14 protein-coding genes and 1 pseudogene are annotated in these 16,463 nt (G+C 66.7%); 9 read left to right on the forward strand and 6 right to left on the reverse strand.

Annotated features, from left to right (window positions below):
* Positions 1 to 42: 42 nt before the first annotated feature.
* The 4 genes from ACZ6CV_RS32290 to ACZ6CV_RS32305 all read right to left on the reverse strand — a co-directional run bounded on the left by ACZ6CV_RS32290 (position 43) and on the right by ACZ6CV_RS32305 (position 7,514).
* Positions 43 to 273 (reverse strand): hypothetical protein, encoded by a 231-nt coding sequence (locus ACZ6CV_RS32290; protein WP_469254795.1) that lies wholly within the window; start codon positions 271 to 273, stop codon positions 43 to 45.
* Between the two features lie 43 nt (positions 274 to 316).
* Positions 317 to 541 carry a hypothetical protein gene (locus tag ACZ6CV_RS32295; protein ID WP_469254796.1) on the reverse strand — a complete coding sequence of 75 codons (225 nt, stop codon included), beginning with the start codon at positions 539 to 541 and terminating at the stop codon, positions 317 to 319.
* Positions 542 to 981: 440 nt separating this feature from the next.
* Positions 982 to 1,473, reverse strand: coding sequence for a hypothetical protein (locus ACZ6CV_RS32300; protein ID WP_469254797.1), 492 nt, complete (start codon positions 1,471 to 1,473; stop codon positions 982 to 984).
* Between the two features lie 80 nt (positions 1,474 to 1,553).
* Positions 1,554 to 7,514 (reverse strand): RHS repeat domain-containing protein, encoded by a 5,961-nt coding sequence (locus ACZ6CV_RS32305; RefSeq protein WP_469254798.1) that lies wholly within the window; start codon positions 7,512 to 7,514, stop codon positions 1,554 to 1,556.
* A gap of 934 nt (positions 7,515 to 8,448) precedes the next feature.
* On the opposite strand from ACZ6CV_RS32305, the gene ACZ6CV_RS32310 reads away from it, so the two are divergent.
* Both ACZ6CV_RS32310 and ACZ6CV_RS32315 read left to right on the forward strand, forming a co-directional pair.
* Positions 8,449 to 11,355: an FG-GAP-like repeat-containing protein gene (locus ACZ6CV_RS32310; protein WP_469254799.1), complete on the forward strand. Its 2,907-nt coding sequence runs from the start codon at positions 8,449 to 8,451 to the stop codon at positions 11,353 to 11,355.
* A gap of 71 nt (positions 11,356 to 11,426) precedes the next feature.
* Entirely contained in the window at positions 11,427 to 11,552 is a 126-nt protein-coding gene (locus ACZ6CV_RS32315) for a hypothetical protein (protein ID WP_469254800.1), read from the forward strand.
* 389 nt (positions 11,553 to 11,941) lie between these two features.
* Here ACZ6CV_RS32315 and ACZ6CV_RS32320 read toward each other — a convergent pair.
* Positions 11,942 to 12,055 (reverse strand): annotated as a pseudogene (locus ACZ6CV_RS32320) (IS110 family transposase); the annotation flags it as partial.
* 209 nt (positions 12,056 to 12,264) lie between these two features.
* On the opposite strand from ACZ6CV_RS32320, the gene ACZ6CV_RS32325 reads away from it, so the two are divergent.
* The 3 genes from ACZ6CV_RS32325 (at position 12,265) to ACZ6CV_RS32335 (ending at position 13,550) form a co-directional block, all read left to right on the forward strand.
* Positions 12,265 to 12,843 (forward strand): hypothetical protein, encoded by a 579-nt coding sequence (locus ACZ6CV_RS32325; RefSeq protein ID WP_469254801.1) that lies wholly within the window; start codon positions 12,265 to 12,267, stop codon positions 12,841 to 12,843.
* Positions 12,844 to 12,942: 99 nt separating this feature from the next.
* The gene (locus ACZ6CV_RS32330; protein WP_469254802.1) at positions 12,943 to 13,422 is read left to right on the forward strand and encodes a hypothetical protein; all 480 of its coding nucleotides are present in this window, start codon (positions 12,943 to 12,945) and stop codon (positions 13,420 to 13,422) included.
* 5 nt (positions 13,423 to 13,427) lie between these two features.
* Positions 13,428 to 13,550 carry a hypothetical protein gene (locus tag ACZ6CV_RS32335; RefSeq protein ID WP_469254803.1) on the forward strand — a complete coding sequence of 41 codons (123 nt, stop codon included), beginning with the start codon at positions 13,428 to 13,430 and terminating at the stop codon, positions 13,548 to 13,550.
* A 15-nt stretch (positions 13,551 to 13,565) separates the two neighbouring features.
* Here ACZ6CV_RS32335 and ACZ6CV_RS32340 read toward each other — a convergent pair whose 3' ends face one another.
* Entirely contained in the window at positions 13,566 to 13,706 is a 141-nt protein-coding gene (locus tag ACZ6CV_RS32340; RefSeq protein WP_362365350.1) for a hypothetical protein, read from the reverse strand.
* A gap of 214 nt (positions 13,707 to 13,920) precedes the next feature.
* Here ACZ6CV_RS32340 and ACZ6CV_RS32345 point away from each other — a divergent pair, with 214 nt between their 5' ends.
* The 4 genes from ACZ6CV_RS32345 to ACZ6CV_RS32360 all read left to right on the forward strand — a co-directional run bounded on the left by ACZ6CV_RS32345 (position 13,921) and on the right by ACZ6CV_RS32360 (position 16,364).
* Positions 13,921 to 14,667 carry a dienelactone hydrolase family protein gene (locus ACZ6CV_RS32345; RefSeq protein ID WP_469254804.1) on the forward strand — a complete coding sequence of 249 codons (747 nt, stop codon included), beginning with the start codon at positions 13,921 to 13,923 and terminating at the stop codon, positions 14,665 to 14,667.
* Between the two features lie 87 nt (positions 14,668 to 14,754).
* A complete protein-coding gene (locus ACZ6CV_RS32350; protein WP_469254805.1) occupies positions 14,755 to 15,096 on the forward strand; it encodes an ArsR/SmtB family transcription factor in 342 nt (113 codons plus the stop codon).
* 123 nt (positions 15,097 to 15,219) lie between these two features.
* Positions 15,220 to 15,744, forward strand: coding sequence for an SRPBCC family protein (locus ACZ6CV_RS32355; protein ID WP_469254806.1), 525 nt, complete (start codon positions 15,220 to 15,222; stop codon positions 15,742 to 15,744).
* Entirely contained in the window at positions 15,744 to 16,364 is a 621-nt protein-coding gene (locus ACZ6CV_RS32360; RefSeq protein WP_469254807.1) for a dihydrofolate reductase family protein, read from the forward strand. Before ACZ6CV_RS32355 ends, ACZ6CV_RS32360 begins: the two co-directional genes overlap by 1 nt.
* Positions 16,365 to 16,463 lie beyond the last annotated feature (99 nt).

The raw sequence follows: 16,463 nt of genomic DNA on the forward strand, positions 1-16,463 counted from the left end.
CGCCGCGCTCCTCCGCCCGGATGGCAAGAGCAACGTCTGCCATCAGCCGGGCCAGTGGGCTGGGGTGGTGCCGACCTGCCGTGCATGGGCATCAAGCCAGCGCGTGAGCAGGAAGGTGAAAGTTTCCCGCTCTCCTTCGTATCGTGCGACGTCGACCGTCTCGTTCATCACACGAGCGGCCTCGTCCGGGAGCAAGGAATGCTCAGGTGCGGGCTGATCCGCGCCTGTCGCGCCAAGCAGACTGCGGCCGGCTTCGGCGAGCGCCGCGCCCATAGCCGCACGATCCCTCAGGGCCTCATAGCGCGGCCACAGCCGCTCAGCCGCTCAGCCGCTCGCGCAATCCGATCCGCTCGATCTTCCCGTGTTCGTACAGCCACCGTTCGACCGCCGCAAAGGAGAACTGCGGGCTGGTGTCCGTACCGCCCACCGGCATCGGGAATGAGTCATGGCTGCGTCGCCAGTTACTTACCGCCGCTCGACCAACGCCCTCGAAGCGCGCGACTCCCGCCAAAGTAACGGGCGCATCGGTGGAGTCTGACAAGCGATTCTCCGAGCGGGAGGGCGACTTTCGGGCGGGTCTGGCACAGATGCCGACACCCTAGTTCAGCCCCCCACCAGGCAATCACTGAATGGGTCACCCGCCAGACCCTCTCATCTGTCACGACAGCGCCTTTGAGCGGGGTACTGGCTGTAGGTGTTCGACCAGGTGGAAGACCTCCCGGGCCGCGTGGCGTTTGCGGCAACGGAGTACGGCTGGGTGGGTACGGGGTGGACCCGCAGGCGGGTGGACACGATGCGGTGGAGCGCGGCATTGACGTGCCGGTCGGCGCCACCTGGAGACCGCCGCGCTCCGCAGCCCTGTTCATACCAGCGGTGGACCCTCGTTACGAGGGCCGTCCCGTCCCGTCGGCGTGCCCGTTCCCGCCGGGTGAAGCCCTTGCCCCTTCAACCCGAAAGGGAATTGTCAGGTTTCGACACCGATTAACTCCATGTTCCGTATACCCCTGTGGCTGCCAGAAGCATCAGAATCGGCAGCGGAAGAAATAGAAGGTCCGCCCAGGTGAAGTCAGGTGTTCGGCTCACCTGTGGCGCCTCCGCCGACATTCCGGGACGGGCAGGCTTCACCCTCCGCATTTTCCTGGCGGCTGATTCCGCTTGCCCTCGGTCCAGCAAAGACCGCGAGAACGCGAACACCGGAATGTCGTCCCCGTGGATGGTCTCGATCGTCATTCCCTCGTCAAGATTGATACGCCTGATCGTTGCGCCGGGAACCACGCAACGGTCCCAGAAGCCGATGACCAAAAGAGCGTCTGAATACACGGTGACGTGAGGACGTACTACGGCTCGCCACATGAACCGTAGGACTGCGACGAGGAGTGAAGCGAAGGCAGGTAGATCACCCGGATTGTTCTTGTCCCAGCCCAAGGCAATCAACCAGCCGCCGCCAAGCAATGTCGCGGTGATCACGATCATCCCACCGATGGGACCACTCTTGCGACGCAGTGTAGCCAGAGGTGTTCCCGAGGGTCGACAGGCCGGTTTCCAGCTGCTGATCATCCACAAACTCCTTGCCCACCGCTGAATCCACCTGCGCCGCAACCGGCCCAGCCCATGCCTCCATTGAGGCCCATGTTGCGGCCTGTTTGTCCCCAGTCCATTCCGCCCCTGGGCGCAGACGGCCTCGTTGTTCCACGCCACAGTGGGGCCCGCGGACCGGAGGGACCGCGCGTGAAGGCGCTTCCTCGCCAGCTGCCTGCGAGGTATCTGCCTGCCCCCGCACCAGCACCGAGCCAGAGCGACTGTGTACCGAGTTTGCGCCAGCTGAACTTGTTGTTGGCGTAGTCGGCACCATTGTCCGCCACGATGAGGGCACCGCCGGCCACTGCACACCACCCAGCGCTTGCTGCCACGCAGACGCCGAATGCTGCTCCCTGTGCGTATCCCCGCCAGTGCTCGCGGACGTGACTGACAACCTTGCCGCCAGTCTTGTTCCACGCCTTCTTGTACCAGGGTTGGGATGCCTTCTTGGCCTGGTCCACCTTGCGTCGTTGTTCGTCCGCGCGCTTCTGGGCAGCGCGGGCGGCCGCGTCGGCGCGGGCCTTGGCTTGCTGGCGTACATGGGCTCGGCGGCTCGATTCACGATAGGCGGACGTGGAATAGCTTGACCGCTTGCGTTGGGCGGACGTCTGCTTGTGGTAGGTGCGTCCGAACGGGGTGCGGGACCATGCGATGTAGCGGCGAACGGTCTTGACGAGGTGATTAATGGCCCGCGCAAATTTCTTGATGAAGCTGCCGAAGAACTTGCCGTCGGGGTCGGTGTGGATGACCGGATTGTTGTTGCCGTACGTGTAGCCGTGCATCTGTTGCGGATCGGCCGTGTCGATGACGGGGTCGACCGAGATGAACCGGCCGAGTGTGGGGTCGTATTCGCGGGCTCCGAGGTGGGTGAGTCCGGTGTTGTCGATCGTTCCACCGACGAAGCCTCGGGTGCCGGGCCAGTTGACGTTCTGTTCGCCGCGCGGTGTGCCGAAGATGTTCATCTTGCGGCGGGTGACCGCCTGGCCCCCGGCGAGGAGGATGGCTGCGGTGGCGGTGCCGGTGTGGTCGTTGAGGAGGATGCTGGTCCCGTTGCTCGCCTTGACCGCGACCGTGTCTCCCCCTGCCTCGTAGTGGCGGGTCGATGACTTCGTGCCGTTCGCTTCGGCGGTCAGTTCGTTGCCGCCCGGCAGGTAGAGCGTGTTGCGTGCCGGTGTCTTGGCGATCAGGCGGTTGCCGTCGGCGTCGTAGACATATTCCGTCTTCTGGCCCGACTTGGTCGCCGTCTCCAGGTGGCCTTCGTCGTCCCAGGTCATGTCCTGAGTGGTGCCCACGAGGGTGCGCTTGCTGGTGTTACCGGTCTTGTCGTATGTGTAGGTGTCGGTGGTCTTTTTGCCTGCTTCCTCGGTCGACACCCCCGTCAGCTGGCGCTTGGTCGCGCCGTTCTGGCCGTAGTGATACGTGTGGGTGATGTCGTTTGCCGTCAGCACGCTGCCTTCGACCTTGTGTTGCGTCTCGGTCCGGCGGTTGCCGATGGCGTCGTAGGTGTAGGAATGCCAGTAGGCGTCCGGGCCGCCGACCTTGGGTCGCTGGCCGCCGTCGTCGCCGTCAGCGTCGGGCTTGGCCTTGCAACTGTCCGTGGCGGTCCAGGCGTTGGTGATCCGGCGCAGCGCGTCCGTGGTGAAGCACTGCGTGTCCTTGGAGCGTGCCTCGTCCTGGCCGATGGCCGTGTCGAGCCGGGTGATGTTGCCCGCCAGGTCGAAGGTGTAGTGGATGTCGTCGATGCGCGACGGCCCGGTCTCGCGGTCCGTGGTGGTACGAGCCACGTTGCCCGTGTGCTCGTCGTACTCGTTCGTCTGCCACACCTTCTGGCCCTTGCGCCCATACTCGGTGCGCAGGACGTGGCCGTACGGGTCGTATGTCCTGTTGTTGATCAAGACAGAGGCGGTGGTGCCTGCGCCGACGAGCTGGTCCTGGGGACCGTAACGGTAGGTGAGGTTCTCGGATATCTGGCCGGGCAGGGCCGGTTGGCGGATCCAGTCCTGCAGGCCGGTCTGCGCGTTGTACCCGGAGCTGAAGGCATACGTGCCGGCCAGGGTGCCCTCGCGGGCGGGGATGGTGACCTTGGTGCCGGTCGGCTGGTAGCGGTCGTTGAATGCGGTGATCTCGTTGGTGTAGTCCTGGCCGCCCTCGTGGCGGACCGACTTCGTCAACTGGCCCTTCGCCACGGTGTCGTAGGTCCAGGTGACCCGGGTCGTATTGCCTTGCTTGAGGCTCGTCTTGCGGCCCAGTGCGTCGTAGCCCGTCGTCAGGGCCTTGCCGGCGGCGTCGGTGACGGTCGTGGGGCGGTCGAGGTTGTCGTAGCCGGTGGTGTAGGTGCCCTTGTCCGGATCCTCCACCTTGACCGCGCGGTCGCGGTGGTCGTAGTGATACGTCCACTTCGCGCCGGTCGGGTCGGTGACCGTCTTCTGTTTGCCCGAAGGCGTGTACGTGTACTTCGTCGACTGGGACTTGGTGCGGTCCGCGTTCGTGTACTGGATCAGCTCTGTCGTCTGGTCGCGTATGTCGGTCACGGTGGTGGCGGTGTCGCCCTTGGGCGGGATCACGGTGACCCGGTCGCCGCCGTACTGGGTCGTCGTGCGCGAGACCTCGTCCCCGTACTTCTCCTTGATCTGCGCCGTGGGCCGTCCCGCGCCGTCGTAGGTGGTGCGCGTAGCCTTCGGGGTCTTGGTGTCGTCGCCCGTCACCAGTTCGCCGGACGGATCCCCGTTGGCGTAGTAGCCGTCGTAGGACTTCCACTCCAGGCCGCGAGAGTCGTAGAGCTTCTCGGTGATGATCCGGCCCTGGCCGGTCGCCGCGGGTGCCTGGACCTCGCGTTCGCGGCCCAGGCCGTCGGCGAAGGCGTAGTCGGCACGGTAGCCGCCGTTGCGCTGCAGCGTCTTGGTCTCGGTGACGTTCGGGCCGGTCTTGGTCACCGCATAGGCGAACTGCCGGCTCGGAGTGTCAACGTGGTCCTTCTTGGGCCAGCCCGGCTCCCATACCTTCACGGTGCGGCCGAGACCGTCCAGGACGGCCTCGGTGCGTTTGCCGTTCGCGTCGACCGATGCCACCGGGGCAGCGCGGCCCGGGTCGTTCTCCGCCGTCTCGGTGTGGCCGAGCGGGTTGGTGGTCTCCTGCTTGGTCACCGCGTACAGGGTCGAGGGGGTGTACGCGGTAGTGGTCTTCTGGTCGGCGGCATCGAGGGTTTCGGTGACGCGGCCGTGCTGGTCGACCTTGTTCCTCTCCGTCGTGACGAATCCGGTTCCGGCGGCGTTCTGTTCGTCGACCCGGGTGACGTCGCCCTTGTCCGGGGCGGCTCCCAGGGCCTTGTTGTCAAAGTACGTGCGCGTGTCGGAGATCAGGTCGCCGGGGAGTTCGGGGTCGGTGCCGCACGCCTTGGCCACGGTCTTGGCCGCGGAGGTGAACTCCAGCATGTTCTTGGCCGTGTTGCGGGCGTAGTTGGTGAACGTGCAGGTCTCGTCACCGGACTTGGCGGTGTCGCCCAGGTCGGACTCGCGGGTGAGCATGCCGTAGGAGTCGAAGGTCCGCTCGAGCCTGGTGCGCTGCCAGGACGTGCCGACCTGGGTGCGTCCGGCCTCGATCCGGGCCTCCTGGACGTGGAACGCCTCAAGGTCCGGCAGACCGTTGCCGCGCTTGTGGGTGGCTGTGGCTGCCGACTTCCACGGGGTGGAGGCGGACGCCTCAATGATTTTGCTGTCGTTGAGGGTGGCCTCGTCGCGGGTCACGCCCGCGAAGGCCGGGTGATCGTCGACCTCGTTGCCCTCACTGTCGGCGACCTTCGCGCCGGGGATGCCGCGGAAGTAGCGGACCTCACTGACCTGCTTGGCTCCGTCCGTGCCGGTGCCGACGGAGGTCTTCACACGGGCGTAGCCACGGAAGTCCGAGTAGGTGCGGTACTTGGCCTCGGTGAAGGCGTCCTCGCTCTTGGCCCATGCCACGCCACCGGCGTAGTTGTAGTCGGTCTGCTTCGCGATGGCGCCGCCGACCTTGTCCTCCTCACGGACCTGGGTGACGGCGTAGGTGTGGAACCAGTCCTTGACCGGCTTGTAGTCGGCGCCGGGAGAGTCCGGCGAGGACCAGTACACCGGGTAGCAGCGCTTGGTGTTGCCCTGCTCGGACGGCAGGCTGCTGCGCGTGCACTCGGGGGCGCTGTAGGTCGCGGCGATGGTGCCGCCCATCTCGTTGTTGATCGCCTGTACCCGGTAGCGGATCAGCGGGGGAATGCCGTCCCCGGTCGCATCCACGCGGTTGGCCAGTTGCTTGCCGATGAACGTGATCGGCGGCAGCGCCGTTGCCGTGCCACCCGTGTAGCCGGTTCGTTTGATCGACTTCAGCCACAGGGCGGGGGAGGAGCCATCTCCGGTGGAGGGGAAGCTGTGCTCGAGGGCCCAGGTGTCGACCTTCTGGTACGTGCCGCCGACGCGAACCTCGCTGGTGATAGACGCGATGCGCTTGCGTGACCAGAACGAGGGGCTGTAGCGGTTCTTGCACTCCGTACCGGGCGCGCAATACTGGTCGAAGGGCACGTCCGGCCAGTGCTTGGCGTTGGCGGCGGTGAACTTGTCGGTCGCGCAGTCGAACGAGCCGGACTTCAGACACCGCTCCGCCGTGCTGAAGGTGACCTTCGCCGCGGGAGTGCCGGTGTAGAGGTTGTTGGAGCGCAGCCCGTATTCGATGCGCTTGAGGTAGCCGCCGCGCGTGTACGGGGTCGCCGTCGACTTGCCGGTGGAGAGCTGGACGTTGCGGCCGTAGTGGTTCTGCTCCTTGGACCAGTAGTAGGCCATCGCGTCGCCGTGCGGGTTCACTACGTAGTCCAGGTTCCAGCGCCAAGCCTGCTGGCACCATGCAGAGGTGAAGTCGGCCTTGTAGCAGGGTTCGCCGGAGTGGTTGCCGAACACCGGCACCGTCCAGGTGGAGCCGGTCACCTCTTTGCCGTCCGCGTAGCCGGGCAGCTTGTCGCGGCCGAAGAAGTACTGCACGCCCGCGGTGTCGGTGACCTTCCAGTACTCGCCGTCATTGTCGCCGTTGCCGAGGGAGGCGTTCTTGAGGTGTTCGACTTTGCTGCCGTCGTCCTGCTTGAGCTTCCAGGCGCCGGTCTTGTCGTCCTTCACCAGCTCGTTGGTCGAGCCGCCCAGCGAGAGGACGGCGTTGTCGCCGCTCCAGCACAGGTCGCCGTTCTTGGCCTTGTTGGTGCCGCCCGTCATGTCGGCGCTGCATGCCTTGTAGCGGCGCTCGATGAAGCCTGGCTCCAGAGTGAAGCCGTCACCGACGTTGTTGGCCTGGTTGTTGGTGGCCGCGGTGCGTCCGTCCACGGCGGTCGAGTTGTAGGCCAGTGACAGCTCCGGGCCCAGGTCGCCGGCGGTGTCGGGGGCTTCGATGTCGTAGGACCAGGTGAAGGCGCCCGAGGAGTCGCCTGCCTGCCAGTTGCCTGAGGGGGACAGCGAGGTCGCTGTGTAGTCGCCGCCTGAGCCCGCCGGCTTCGAGGTCACGGCGAAGAGGGACCGGGCCTTGAGGGGCTTGGACGCCGACTGGTCGGGTGTCGGCGGTTGGGACGCCGACTGCTTCTGCGACGGCTCTGCCTTATTGCCCGGCTCCTTGTCCGTCTCAGAGGCAGAGTCGCGCTCAAGGGCTACCCGGGCCGTCAGCTCGGACCGGTCGGCGTCGTTGTCGACTGCCTTGATCGGGGTTGGTGTGCAATCACCCTTGTCCTTGCCGCTCTTGGACATGGCGCATTCGGGCAGTTCCACGAGCGTCAGGCGGGAGGCCCAGTCACCGCCCATGACATTGCGGAACTCGCTGTAACCGATGGACAATTGGGCGTCGCCGCCGGTGGAATCGACGGCCACAAGCAGTCCGTCGATGCCGGCCTGTTCGGCGGCACTTCGATCCAGGACCTCGATGCCGATCTCCCCTGCCACGGTACCCGCATTCTCGGCGCTGCGCGGGGTGGGCACCTTCGATACGCGTACCGGAAGAGCACCGGCCTTCATGCTGACTTCCCTCTTGCCAGTCATGTTCGCCTTGGCGTGACCAGGATCGGGCCAAGCAGCGCTAGGGATGGACTTCCAGTCCTTGCGCGCAGTCTCGTCCTTGGCGGCTCCTGACGGCGCCCCCTTCGCCGTGCCGCCCACCTTCGTGACCGGCACTGGCGGAGTCTCCTGCAGATCCGGCAGCGCCAGCGGAGAGAAGGCCAGCGCTTCGGCAGAGACCAGCCCCACCAGAAGGGTTGCCGCGGTGAACGACGTGACCGTGCGTACCGCACCCTGACGCCACCACGCCCGTCTTGCGGGCTTGACTCTCGATGACGCGCCTGGCGGCTCGTCAACTTCCCCACAACCAGCAGAACGTGACACGGCGCAGACCTCTCCCCAAGGCGTAAGCAAATGAACCGCGCCGACATTACACAGGCTTTACCTGTTGATTGACCGATTCTAAGGGGGTTCTCACCCGTGAGGACTTTCGCCTGCCGGAAAGTTACCTAGGTCCTGAAAGCTGAGGACCAAAGTCACTTTTAGTATCCGAATGACGGTGCGGTGAATTGAATGTGACGGGTTTGCGGGTGTGGGGTACGTTCCGCTGTGCTGATCCCAGGCGTCACGCCCTGGTCGAATTCCTGTGAAGGGACCCCTGTTGAGAACAGGCCGTCAACCCCGAAACTCCCGGCGTACGTTGCCTCGTATATCGTTGGCCTGCGCTCTGGCCGCGGCCCTCGCCATTCCTGTACTGACCGTGTCGCAAGCCGTCGCGGAGCCAGGCTCAACCAGCCAGGAGTTGGCGAGCCAAGCGACAGTCGGCGCGGAACCGGAGACGGCCGCATCGCGCAAGGCCGCACAGACGGGCGAACGGGTCGAAGTGAACGCCCGTCGCACCCAGTTCGACACGGTCTTCGCCAACCCCGACGGCACCTTCACGGAGGAGACGGCGGCGGCGCCGGTCCGAGTGAAGCGGGACAAATCTCTGGTCGACGTCGACACCACCCTGCTGCTGCGGGATGGCGCGGTCCGTCCGAAGGCGGTCGACGTCGGCCTGGAGTTCTCCTCTGGCGGCGACGCTCCGTTGGTCACGATCACCCGCAACGGCCGATCTCTGACGGTCGATTGGCCGGGTCGACTGCCCACGCCCCGCCTGGAGGGTGACACCGCCGTCTACCCGGAGGTGGCGCCGGGCATCGACCTGCGCATGCAGGCGGGTGTGGACGGCTATCAGCAACTGCTCGTGGTCAAGACCCGCGAGGCCGCCGACACCCCCCTGCTCAAACAGGTCCGTTACGGTCTCGACGCCGACGGAGTGAGCGTCAGCACGGACCAGATCGGCAACCTCACCGCGGTGAACCCGGCCGGACAGGAGGTGTTCACCGCGCCGGCGCCCGAGATGTGGGACTCGGCCGGTGTCCCCGACACACAGCTGTCCACGGCCAAGACCAGGGCTGCCACGACCAAGGACGTCGCCGCCTTGCTGGACCAGCAGAGCGGCATGCCCGCCACGCGCGGTGAGGACGTCTTCGAGCCCCGTTACGGCGCCACCACCACCCATATGCCCCTCAAGGCGGGCAGTGATGAACTGGTCGTAACGCCTGATCAGAAGGTGCTGTCCGACCCGGACACCGTCTTCCCCGTCTACATCGACCCGACCGTCTCCAGTCCCCGCCTGGGCTGGACCGCGGTCAGCAAGAAGCACCCCAGCACCTCATACTGGAACCACTCCTCCAAGGTCGCCCGGGTCGGCCATGAGTCGGAGACCAGCGGCACCTGGCGCTCCTTCATCCAGTTCGACCCGCGCAAGCTGCACGGCAAACAGATCACCAAGTCCACCCTGCGCATCAAGAACACGCACTCCTGGTCCTGTGCCAAGAAGCCCGTCGAGGCGTGGCTGACCGGGGAGATCTCCTCGGCCACGACGTGGCACAAGCAGCCCAGTTGGTGGAAGAAGTACGCCACGGTCAATGACTCCAGGGGCTGGTCTTCCGCGTGCCCGGCCGGGAACCTGGAGTTCGACGTCAAGGGCGCCACCGTGGACGCCGCGGCCAAGAAGTGGAAGAAGATGGCCTTCGGGCTGCGCGCCAGCGAGAGCGACGTACACGCGTGGAAGAAGTTCGACGCCTCCACCGCTGTGCTGTCCACCGAGTACAACTCGATGCCGAACAAGCCCGCCGGCCTGGACACCGTGCCCAGCACCCGCGTCAACAACAGCTGTGGTGACAAGGGGACCCACGTCACGGTCGGCAACACCGATGTACAGCTGACCGCGAAGGTCTCCGATCCCGACGGTGGCAGCGTCACCGCGCGTTTCCACCTGTGGCCCACCGGCAAGCACGACACCAGCCCCGGCATCGTCGTCGACCGGGACGTCAAGGTCACCTCCGGCGGCATCGCCCGTACCACCGTGTCCAAGAGCCTGCTGACCAAGCACCTGGGCGCCGCGAACGGCAACTACTCGTGGAAGGTCCAGGCCCGCGACGGCAAGGCCAACTCCGACTGGAACCCGACCAGCGGAGCCCCCGGCTGCCGCTTCGCCTTCGACCCGAACCGGCCCAGCAATCCGCCCGGCATCACCTCCACCCAGTTCCCCGACGGACAGGACGGCTGGCCCGAGAACACGTCCCCCGCCCGCACCGAGGGCACTTTCACGCTGTCCTCCGCCGGCGTCAAGGACGTCGCCAAGTACGAGTATTGGACCGACTGGGATCCCAAGGTCCGCTCCGTCAGCGCGCCTTCCGCAGGCGGCAGTACGAGGGTTAGGCTCACTCCGCCCTCGACCGGCCCCCAGCGCGTCTTCGCCCGCTCTCTGGACAAGGCGAAGAACAAGTCCGACACCCGCACCTACCTCTTCTACGCCAACCCCACGGGCAAGACGGACGAGCCCGGCGACCTCAACGGCGACGGCAACCCCGACCTGCTCGCCCTGCGCGACACCGGACAACTGCGCATGTACGCGGGGCAGGGCAACGGCCGCATCGGCACCACCAGCGACGCCAGCACCCAGGACTTCACCGGCTCCCTGATCACCCGACGCGGTGACTGGACCGAAGACGGCTACGAAGACCTCATCGCCACCACTGGCGCCAAGGGCAGCCGACACCTGCACATCCACCCCAACAACGGCTTCGGCTACGCCTGCACCAGCTACGGCGAAGACGCGAACGGTTCCGCGTGCGGCGACGGGCGCCGGGACCTGAGCCTGTACGATCCCGCCAACGATCACTTCAAGAACGCCGACCAGGTCCTGGCCATCGGCGACGTCGACGGCCCCACCGACCTGGACGGCAACGGCAGAATCGACGAATGGGACCTTCCGTCCTTCCCCGACCTGCTGGTCAAGGAAGGAAACCACCTATGGCTCTATTTCGGCCACGCCACGGGCTACCTCGACGAATACGCCGAACCCGTCCTCGTCGGCGACGGCGACTGGTCCGGCTACGACCTCGCTGCCCCCGGCGACGTCACCAAGAACAACCACGTCGACCTGCTCGCGCGTAAGCGCAGCACCGGTGAACTGTTCACCTACGAAGGCACCGGCCCGAACGGCGAAGGGCTCGACTCCGGTGCACGCAAGCTGACGGCCACGGGTTTCACTCCCGCCGCTCGCCCCCTGCTCTCCTCGGCCACGGACGCCGACAACGACGGCATCCCTGACCTGTGGGCCACCACGAACAACACCAGCCAGGGGCTGCACTTCTACCCACGCCTGACGGCCGGTGGCCTCGGTGCTCCGGCCACGATCGGCTCCGGCGGCTGGGAGAAGATGACCGCCCTCGGCTGACGCCCGCGGTCTGCGTGCCTCTGCCGTCCGCTATACGACGCGCAACTCGCGTGACGGGGGGAGGCCCCGCGTTGGGCCTCCTCCCTCCTCGAACTGCGCGCCGAGCGCGTGACCTCATCCAGGCCAATGCCGACGACCTGCAGGCCGCCCTGGACCGCCTCGACGAGGTCATCGCCATCACGGACACGCACCCGTAGACGCGGTGGGAGCACAAGTGTCGGGTTGATCGGCGGGTTGGGCGTAGAGGCACTGTGACAAGTGCACACGACACCAAGGTCGGTCGAATTAGCGACATATCAAAGCGGTAGTTGGTGCGAAATGAATCAGATTGAACTCCCGTCTCGGTGGGGCGCAAGCGAATCCACTGAGCCAGCCCACCAGCGGGACCCCGTGCACGCAGAAAAATAGGTCACCAGCCACATGTATGTACCCGGACCACAAGGCCCTGAAAGGCACTTACACCCCTTTCCTGGACTACCTAGACACCACGAGATGCACTCGCCCACCTATGCCATGTGGTGCCGAGGGAGGCACCCAGGATCAGGGCGGAGGCGTCTTCGGGCCCGTCGAAGCGGTATCGCCGCGGGCGTTTGAGGCAACGGAGTGCGTCTGGGTGGGTACGGGGGTCGACCCGTAGGCGGGTGGACGCGATGCGGTGGAGCGCGGCATGGGCCTGGCGGTCGCCGCCACGGTTGAGGCGACGTACTGGGGCACGGTCGAAGTGGTCTTGCCTGATCCCCACAGCTCGGCCCCGTGCCTCGTGACCGGAATTCTCCCGCGCTCGATCTCGGACGTCACGTACGACGACCCCCACCGTGTTCGGACCACCCGGTCTGGGTGCCACTGCTCAGACTGGCTGAGTAGCAGAGCGCTACCCCGCGTCCCGCCCGGACGGATTTGATCGACGGCATGAAGTCGAAGATCGTGGTCCCCGTGGTCAGCGTCGCCCTCATAGCTCTCCTCGGGCTGACGGCCAAGGCGTGCGAGACGGTACAAGGCGGGCCCGTTCACAGTACCGAGGAGTTCCGCAATCATGTCCGGGCCACCAACCGGGCCGGCGAGGACACCTACCGTGCGCTGTCCCCGGCACCGACCAGAGAGCCGTACGCCTCCCGGGACGGCTCTTCCTCGTGCGTGGACGACTTCGGCTTCGACGAAAGCGACGTCAGTCGGGATGAGCCGATCCTCACCTGGGACCTGGACTTCGCCGGCGACGACGACTACCGCGCGGCGCTGGCATCCCTCCGGGCCACCTGGCGCAAGGACGGCCGCACCGTCGAGAAGGTCGACAACGGCATCACCACCCTCCTCGACGACGGCATCCGGGTCACCCTCCACCTCGGCTACTACGACGACGAGCCCGAACTGCGCGCCGAGGGCACCTGCATGCGCTACCGGCACAACTACAACGACGCATACAACTACTCGTACGACGACAACGGAGACGGGACGCTCGACGAGTACGAGCGGCCGAACGACGAGTACTAGCGGCCGAACTCCTCATGAGCGTCGGGCCGCACCCTGCCTGCCCCGCGAGGGCGCGGCCCGCCTCAGGAACTGTTCACTCGCGCCAGGAAGGTGTCAGCGATGAGCGACGAACGTCGGCCAGATGATGAGGATGAGCCGACATGGGATTCCTTCACCACTGGGGGAAAGGTCCTTGCCGGGGCCGGGTTCACCGGGCTGGGGCTCGCTGTCGCAGCCCTCGTCTTGCTGTTCCTGCTGCTTGTGGTTCTGGTGGTCACGGCTCTGTTCAGCGACCTGATCGAGTTCGATGGATGGAGCGCGCTGCTCTGGGCCGCACTGCTGTCTCTCCCCTGCGGGATCCTCGCCGGTCTCTTCACCGCTCCGGTACACCTGCTCTTGCGGCTCAGCGCGTTCACGGAGGGGGCCAAGCGGGCGGCGGAAGAGGGCACTTCGTGCCTGACGTTCGTGGCCGCCCTGTTCGTCCTTGAGTTCACTCCGGGGCTGCACGCCACGAACCCATGGCTTCCGGCGGCAGCGGCAACCGTGCTCGGGGTCGTGGCGAACCTGATTGTGAACCGAGTGGAGTCGCGCAAGAGGTAAGGCAATTGGCGGGGCGCCTACAAGCGGCTAAGCAGTGGCGCGGCATCGCCACCCGCTACGAGAAGACCGCGACCATCTACCTCGCCGGACTTCACATCGCGGGCATCTTCCTCTGGTCCACCCGCTGATCCGAACGCGACCGCCTAGGTCTTCTTGCCCTTCTTGATCCTGCGCTCACGCCAGATCCCGCCCAGTCCGGAGATAAGGACGATGACGACCAGGATGATTGCGCCGGTGGGCCAGAACGGTGTCGGCTTGTCTGCGGCAAAGTGCAGGAACTCCACAGCCTCACCTCCTCCGCGCGTCACAGGACTGGCATCGCCGCCGAGCCCTTCTCCCACCCACTACCCCGTTCCGGTCGCGGCAGTGCGCCTGTCAGGTGGCTTCGTGGTCGCCCTCGACGCGTAGTGGCGCACGCCCGGCCCCGCCACACCACGCGCTCTGCCTGCGGCAGAACACCGGCCGGACGGCGCTCGACGATCACTACAGTCCGGGCTCATGACGACGACTACGACTTCGACTTCGACTACGACGCGTACGGTCGAGTACCCGGCCGACGGTTTGACGATGATCGGGCACCTCGCACTCCCGGCCGGTGCCGGCCGCCGGCCCGCCGTGCTGCTCGGTCCGGAGGGCATGGGGCTCAGCGACGTCGAGCGCCGCCGGGCCGATGCTCTGGCCGAACTGGGGTACGTGGCGCTGGCCTTCGACCTGCACGGCGGGCGTTATCTGGGCGACCCCGAGGAGATGCTGGCCCGTTGCCTGCCGCTGCTCGCCGACCCCGACCGGATGCGGGGCATCGGCCACGCGGCGCTCGACGTGCTGCACACCGAGCCCCGGACCGACCCCGACCGTATCGCCGCCGTCGGCTACGGCACCGGGGGCGCCATCGCGCTGGAACTCGGGCGCGACGGCGTCGACCTGCGCGCGATCGGGACGGTCAACGCGACCACCACGGGCCGACCGGGCGAGGCGGCGCACATTCGCTGCCCGGTGTGGGCCGGGGTCGGATCGGAGGACCCGATCATGCCGCCCGCGCAGCGGGACGCCTTCACCACCGAGATGCAGGCCGCGGGCGTCGACTGGCGCCTCACGGTCTACGGCGGCGCCCTGCACGCCTTCCACCACCCGCCGGTCGACCACCCCGCGGTCCCCGGCGTCGGCCACCACCCACGACACGCGCGACGAGCCTGGCGCGACGTCGTCGACCTGCTCGCCGAGTGCCTGCCCCTGACGGAGGAGTGAGGGTCGGGCGGGGTCGCCGGCCCACTACCACCCCGACCCCGACCCCGACCGCTTGACGTATGCCCATATCGGAATATGATTTTGTCCATGGCACGAGCAGCGACGACGTCGGACGTCTTCAACGCGATCGCCGAGCCGCAGCGCCGGGAAATCCTGGTGCTGCTGCGGGCGGGCGAGCGGTCGGTGACCGAGGTGGCTGAGGGGTTGGGGATGACCCAGCCGGGGGCGTCCAAGCACCTGCGGGTCCTCCGGGAGGTCGGGCTGGTGCGCGACCGCAAGGCAGGCAAGCAGCGCCTGTACGGGCTCGACGCCGGCGGGCTGCGGCCCGTCCACGAGTGGACCGGCGGTTTCGAGCAGTTCTGGAACGAGAGCTTCGATCGACTGGACGCGTACGTACAGGACCTGAAGCGGACAAGGGAAGCGGAGTAGCTGATGAGCACGGCAGAACGAGGAACGCCGGGGCAGCCGCCTCTAGGAACCCCGGGGGCGCCTCACGGAACGCCGGCGCAGCCGCCTCAAGAAACGCCGGTGCAGTCCCCACAGGGGACGCCGGTGCAGCCGTCGACAGCCGACCGGGAGCTCGTCATCTCCCGGATCATCGACGCCCCACGGGAGCTGGTGTTCGAGGCGTTCACCGATGTCCGGCACCTGTCGCAATGGTGGGGACCGGAAGGGTTCACCACCACCACGCGGGCCTTCGAGTTCCGCGTCGGCGGAGTGTGGGACTTCGTGATGCACGCACCGGACGGGACGGACTACCAGGAGTGGATCACCTGGACCGAGCTCACCCCGCCGGAACGGATCGCGATGCTCCACGGTGAGACCCGCGACGACCCGAACGCCTTCGAGTCGGTCCTGACGTTCGAGACGCTCGATACGTCCGAGACATCTAAGACGCCCGAGCAGTCCGCGTCCGATGGCACGGCGACCCGGATCGGGATGCACACGGTGTTCCCCACCAAGGAGCAGCGCGACGAGGCGGTCGAGAAGTACCACGCGATCGAGGCGGGCCGGCAGACCCTGGACAACCTGGCCGCCTACGTCACCGAGATCGTCCAGAAGGGGGCGGAGGACTGATGGCCGGCAAGGTGTTCTTCAGCGTGTCGATGTCGCTGGACGGTTTCATCGCGCCCGAATCCTCCGAGGAGTTGATGGGGCAGCAGTGGATGGAGCTGCAACGGTGGGTTTTCCCGCAGCGGTTCTTCCGGGAGAACCTGAAGTTGGGCGGGGGCGGCGAGGAAGGGCGCGACAACGACATCGTGCGCGAGACGTTCGAGCGCACCGGCGCGAGCGTGATGGGCAAGCGCATGTTCGACGCCGGCGAGCAGATGTGGCCGGAGGAGGCGCCGTTCCACACGCCGGTCTTCGTCGTGACGCACGAGAAGCGAGACCCCTGGGAGCGGCCGGGCGGGACCACGTTCCACTTCGTCAACGACGGCATCGAGTCCGCCCTCGCCCAGGCCCGCGAGGCCGCCGGGGAACGGGACGTGCGCATCGCGGGCGGCGGTGCGACGATCCTGGAGTACGTGAACGCGGGCCTGATCGACGAGTTCTCGATCGCCCTCTCCCCCGTCCTGTTCGGCTCCGGAGTCCGCCTGTTCGAGGGCGTGGACGCGGGCCGCGTGGCCCTGAAACAGGTCCACGCGGAGCCTTCTTCGAGGGTGACGCATGTGACTTACGCGGTCAGGGAGCGGTGACTGTTCCGAGCTCAGCGCCCGCCCACCGCGGTTAGCGGCCCGCGGGCGGTCCGATCCGGCCCGTTGCCCACGAGAGACCCGGCAGCCCTGACGACGGCG

Source organism: Streptomyces sp. NPDC041713 (genome assembly GCF_055591085.1).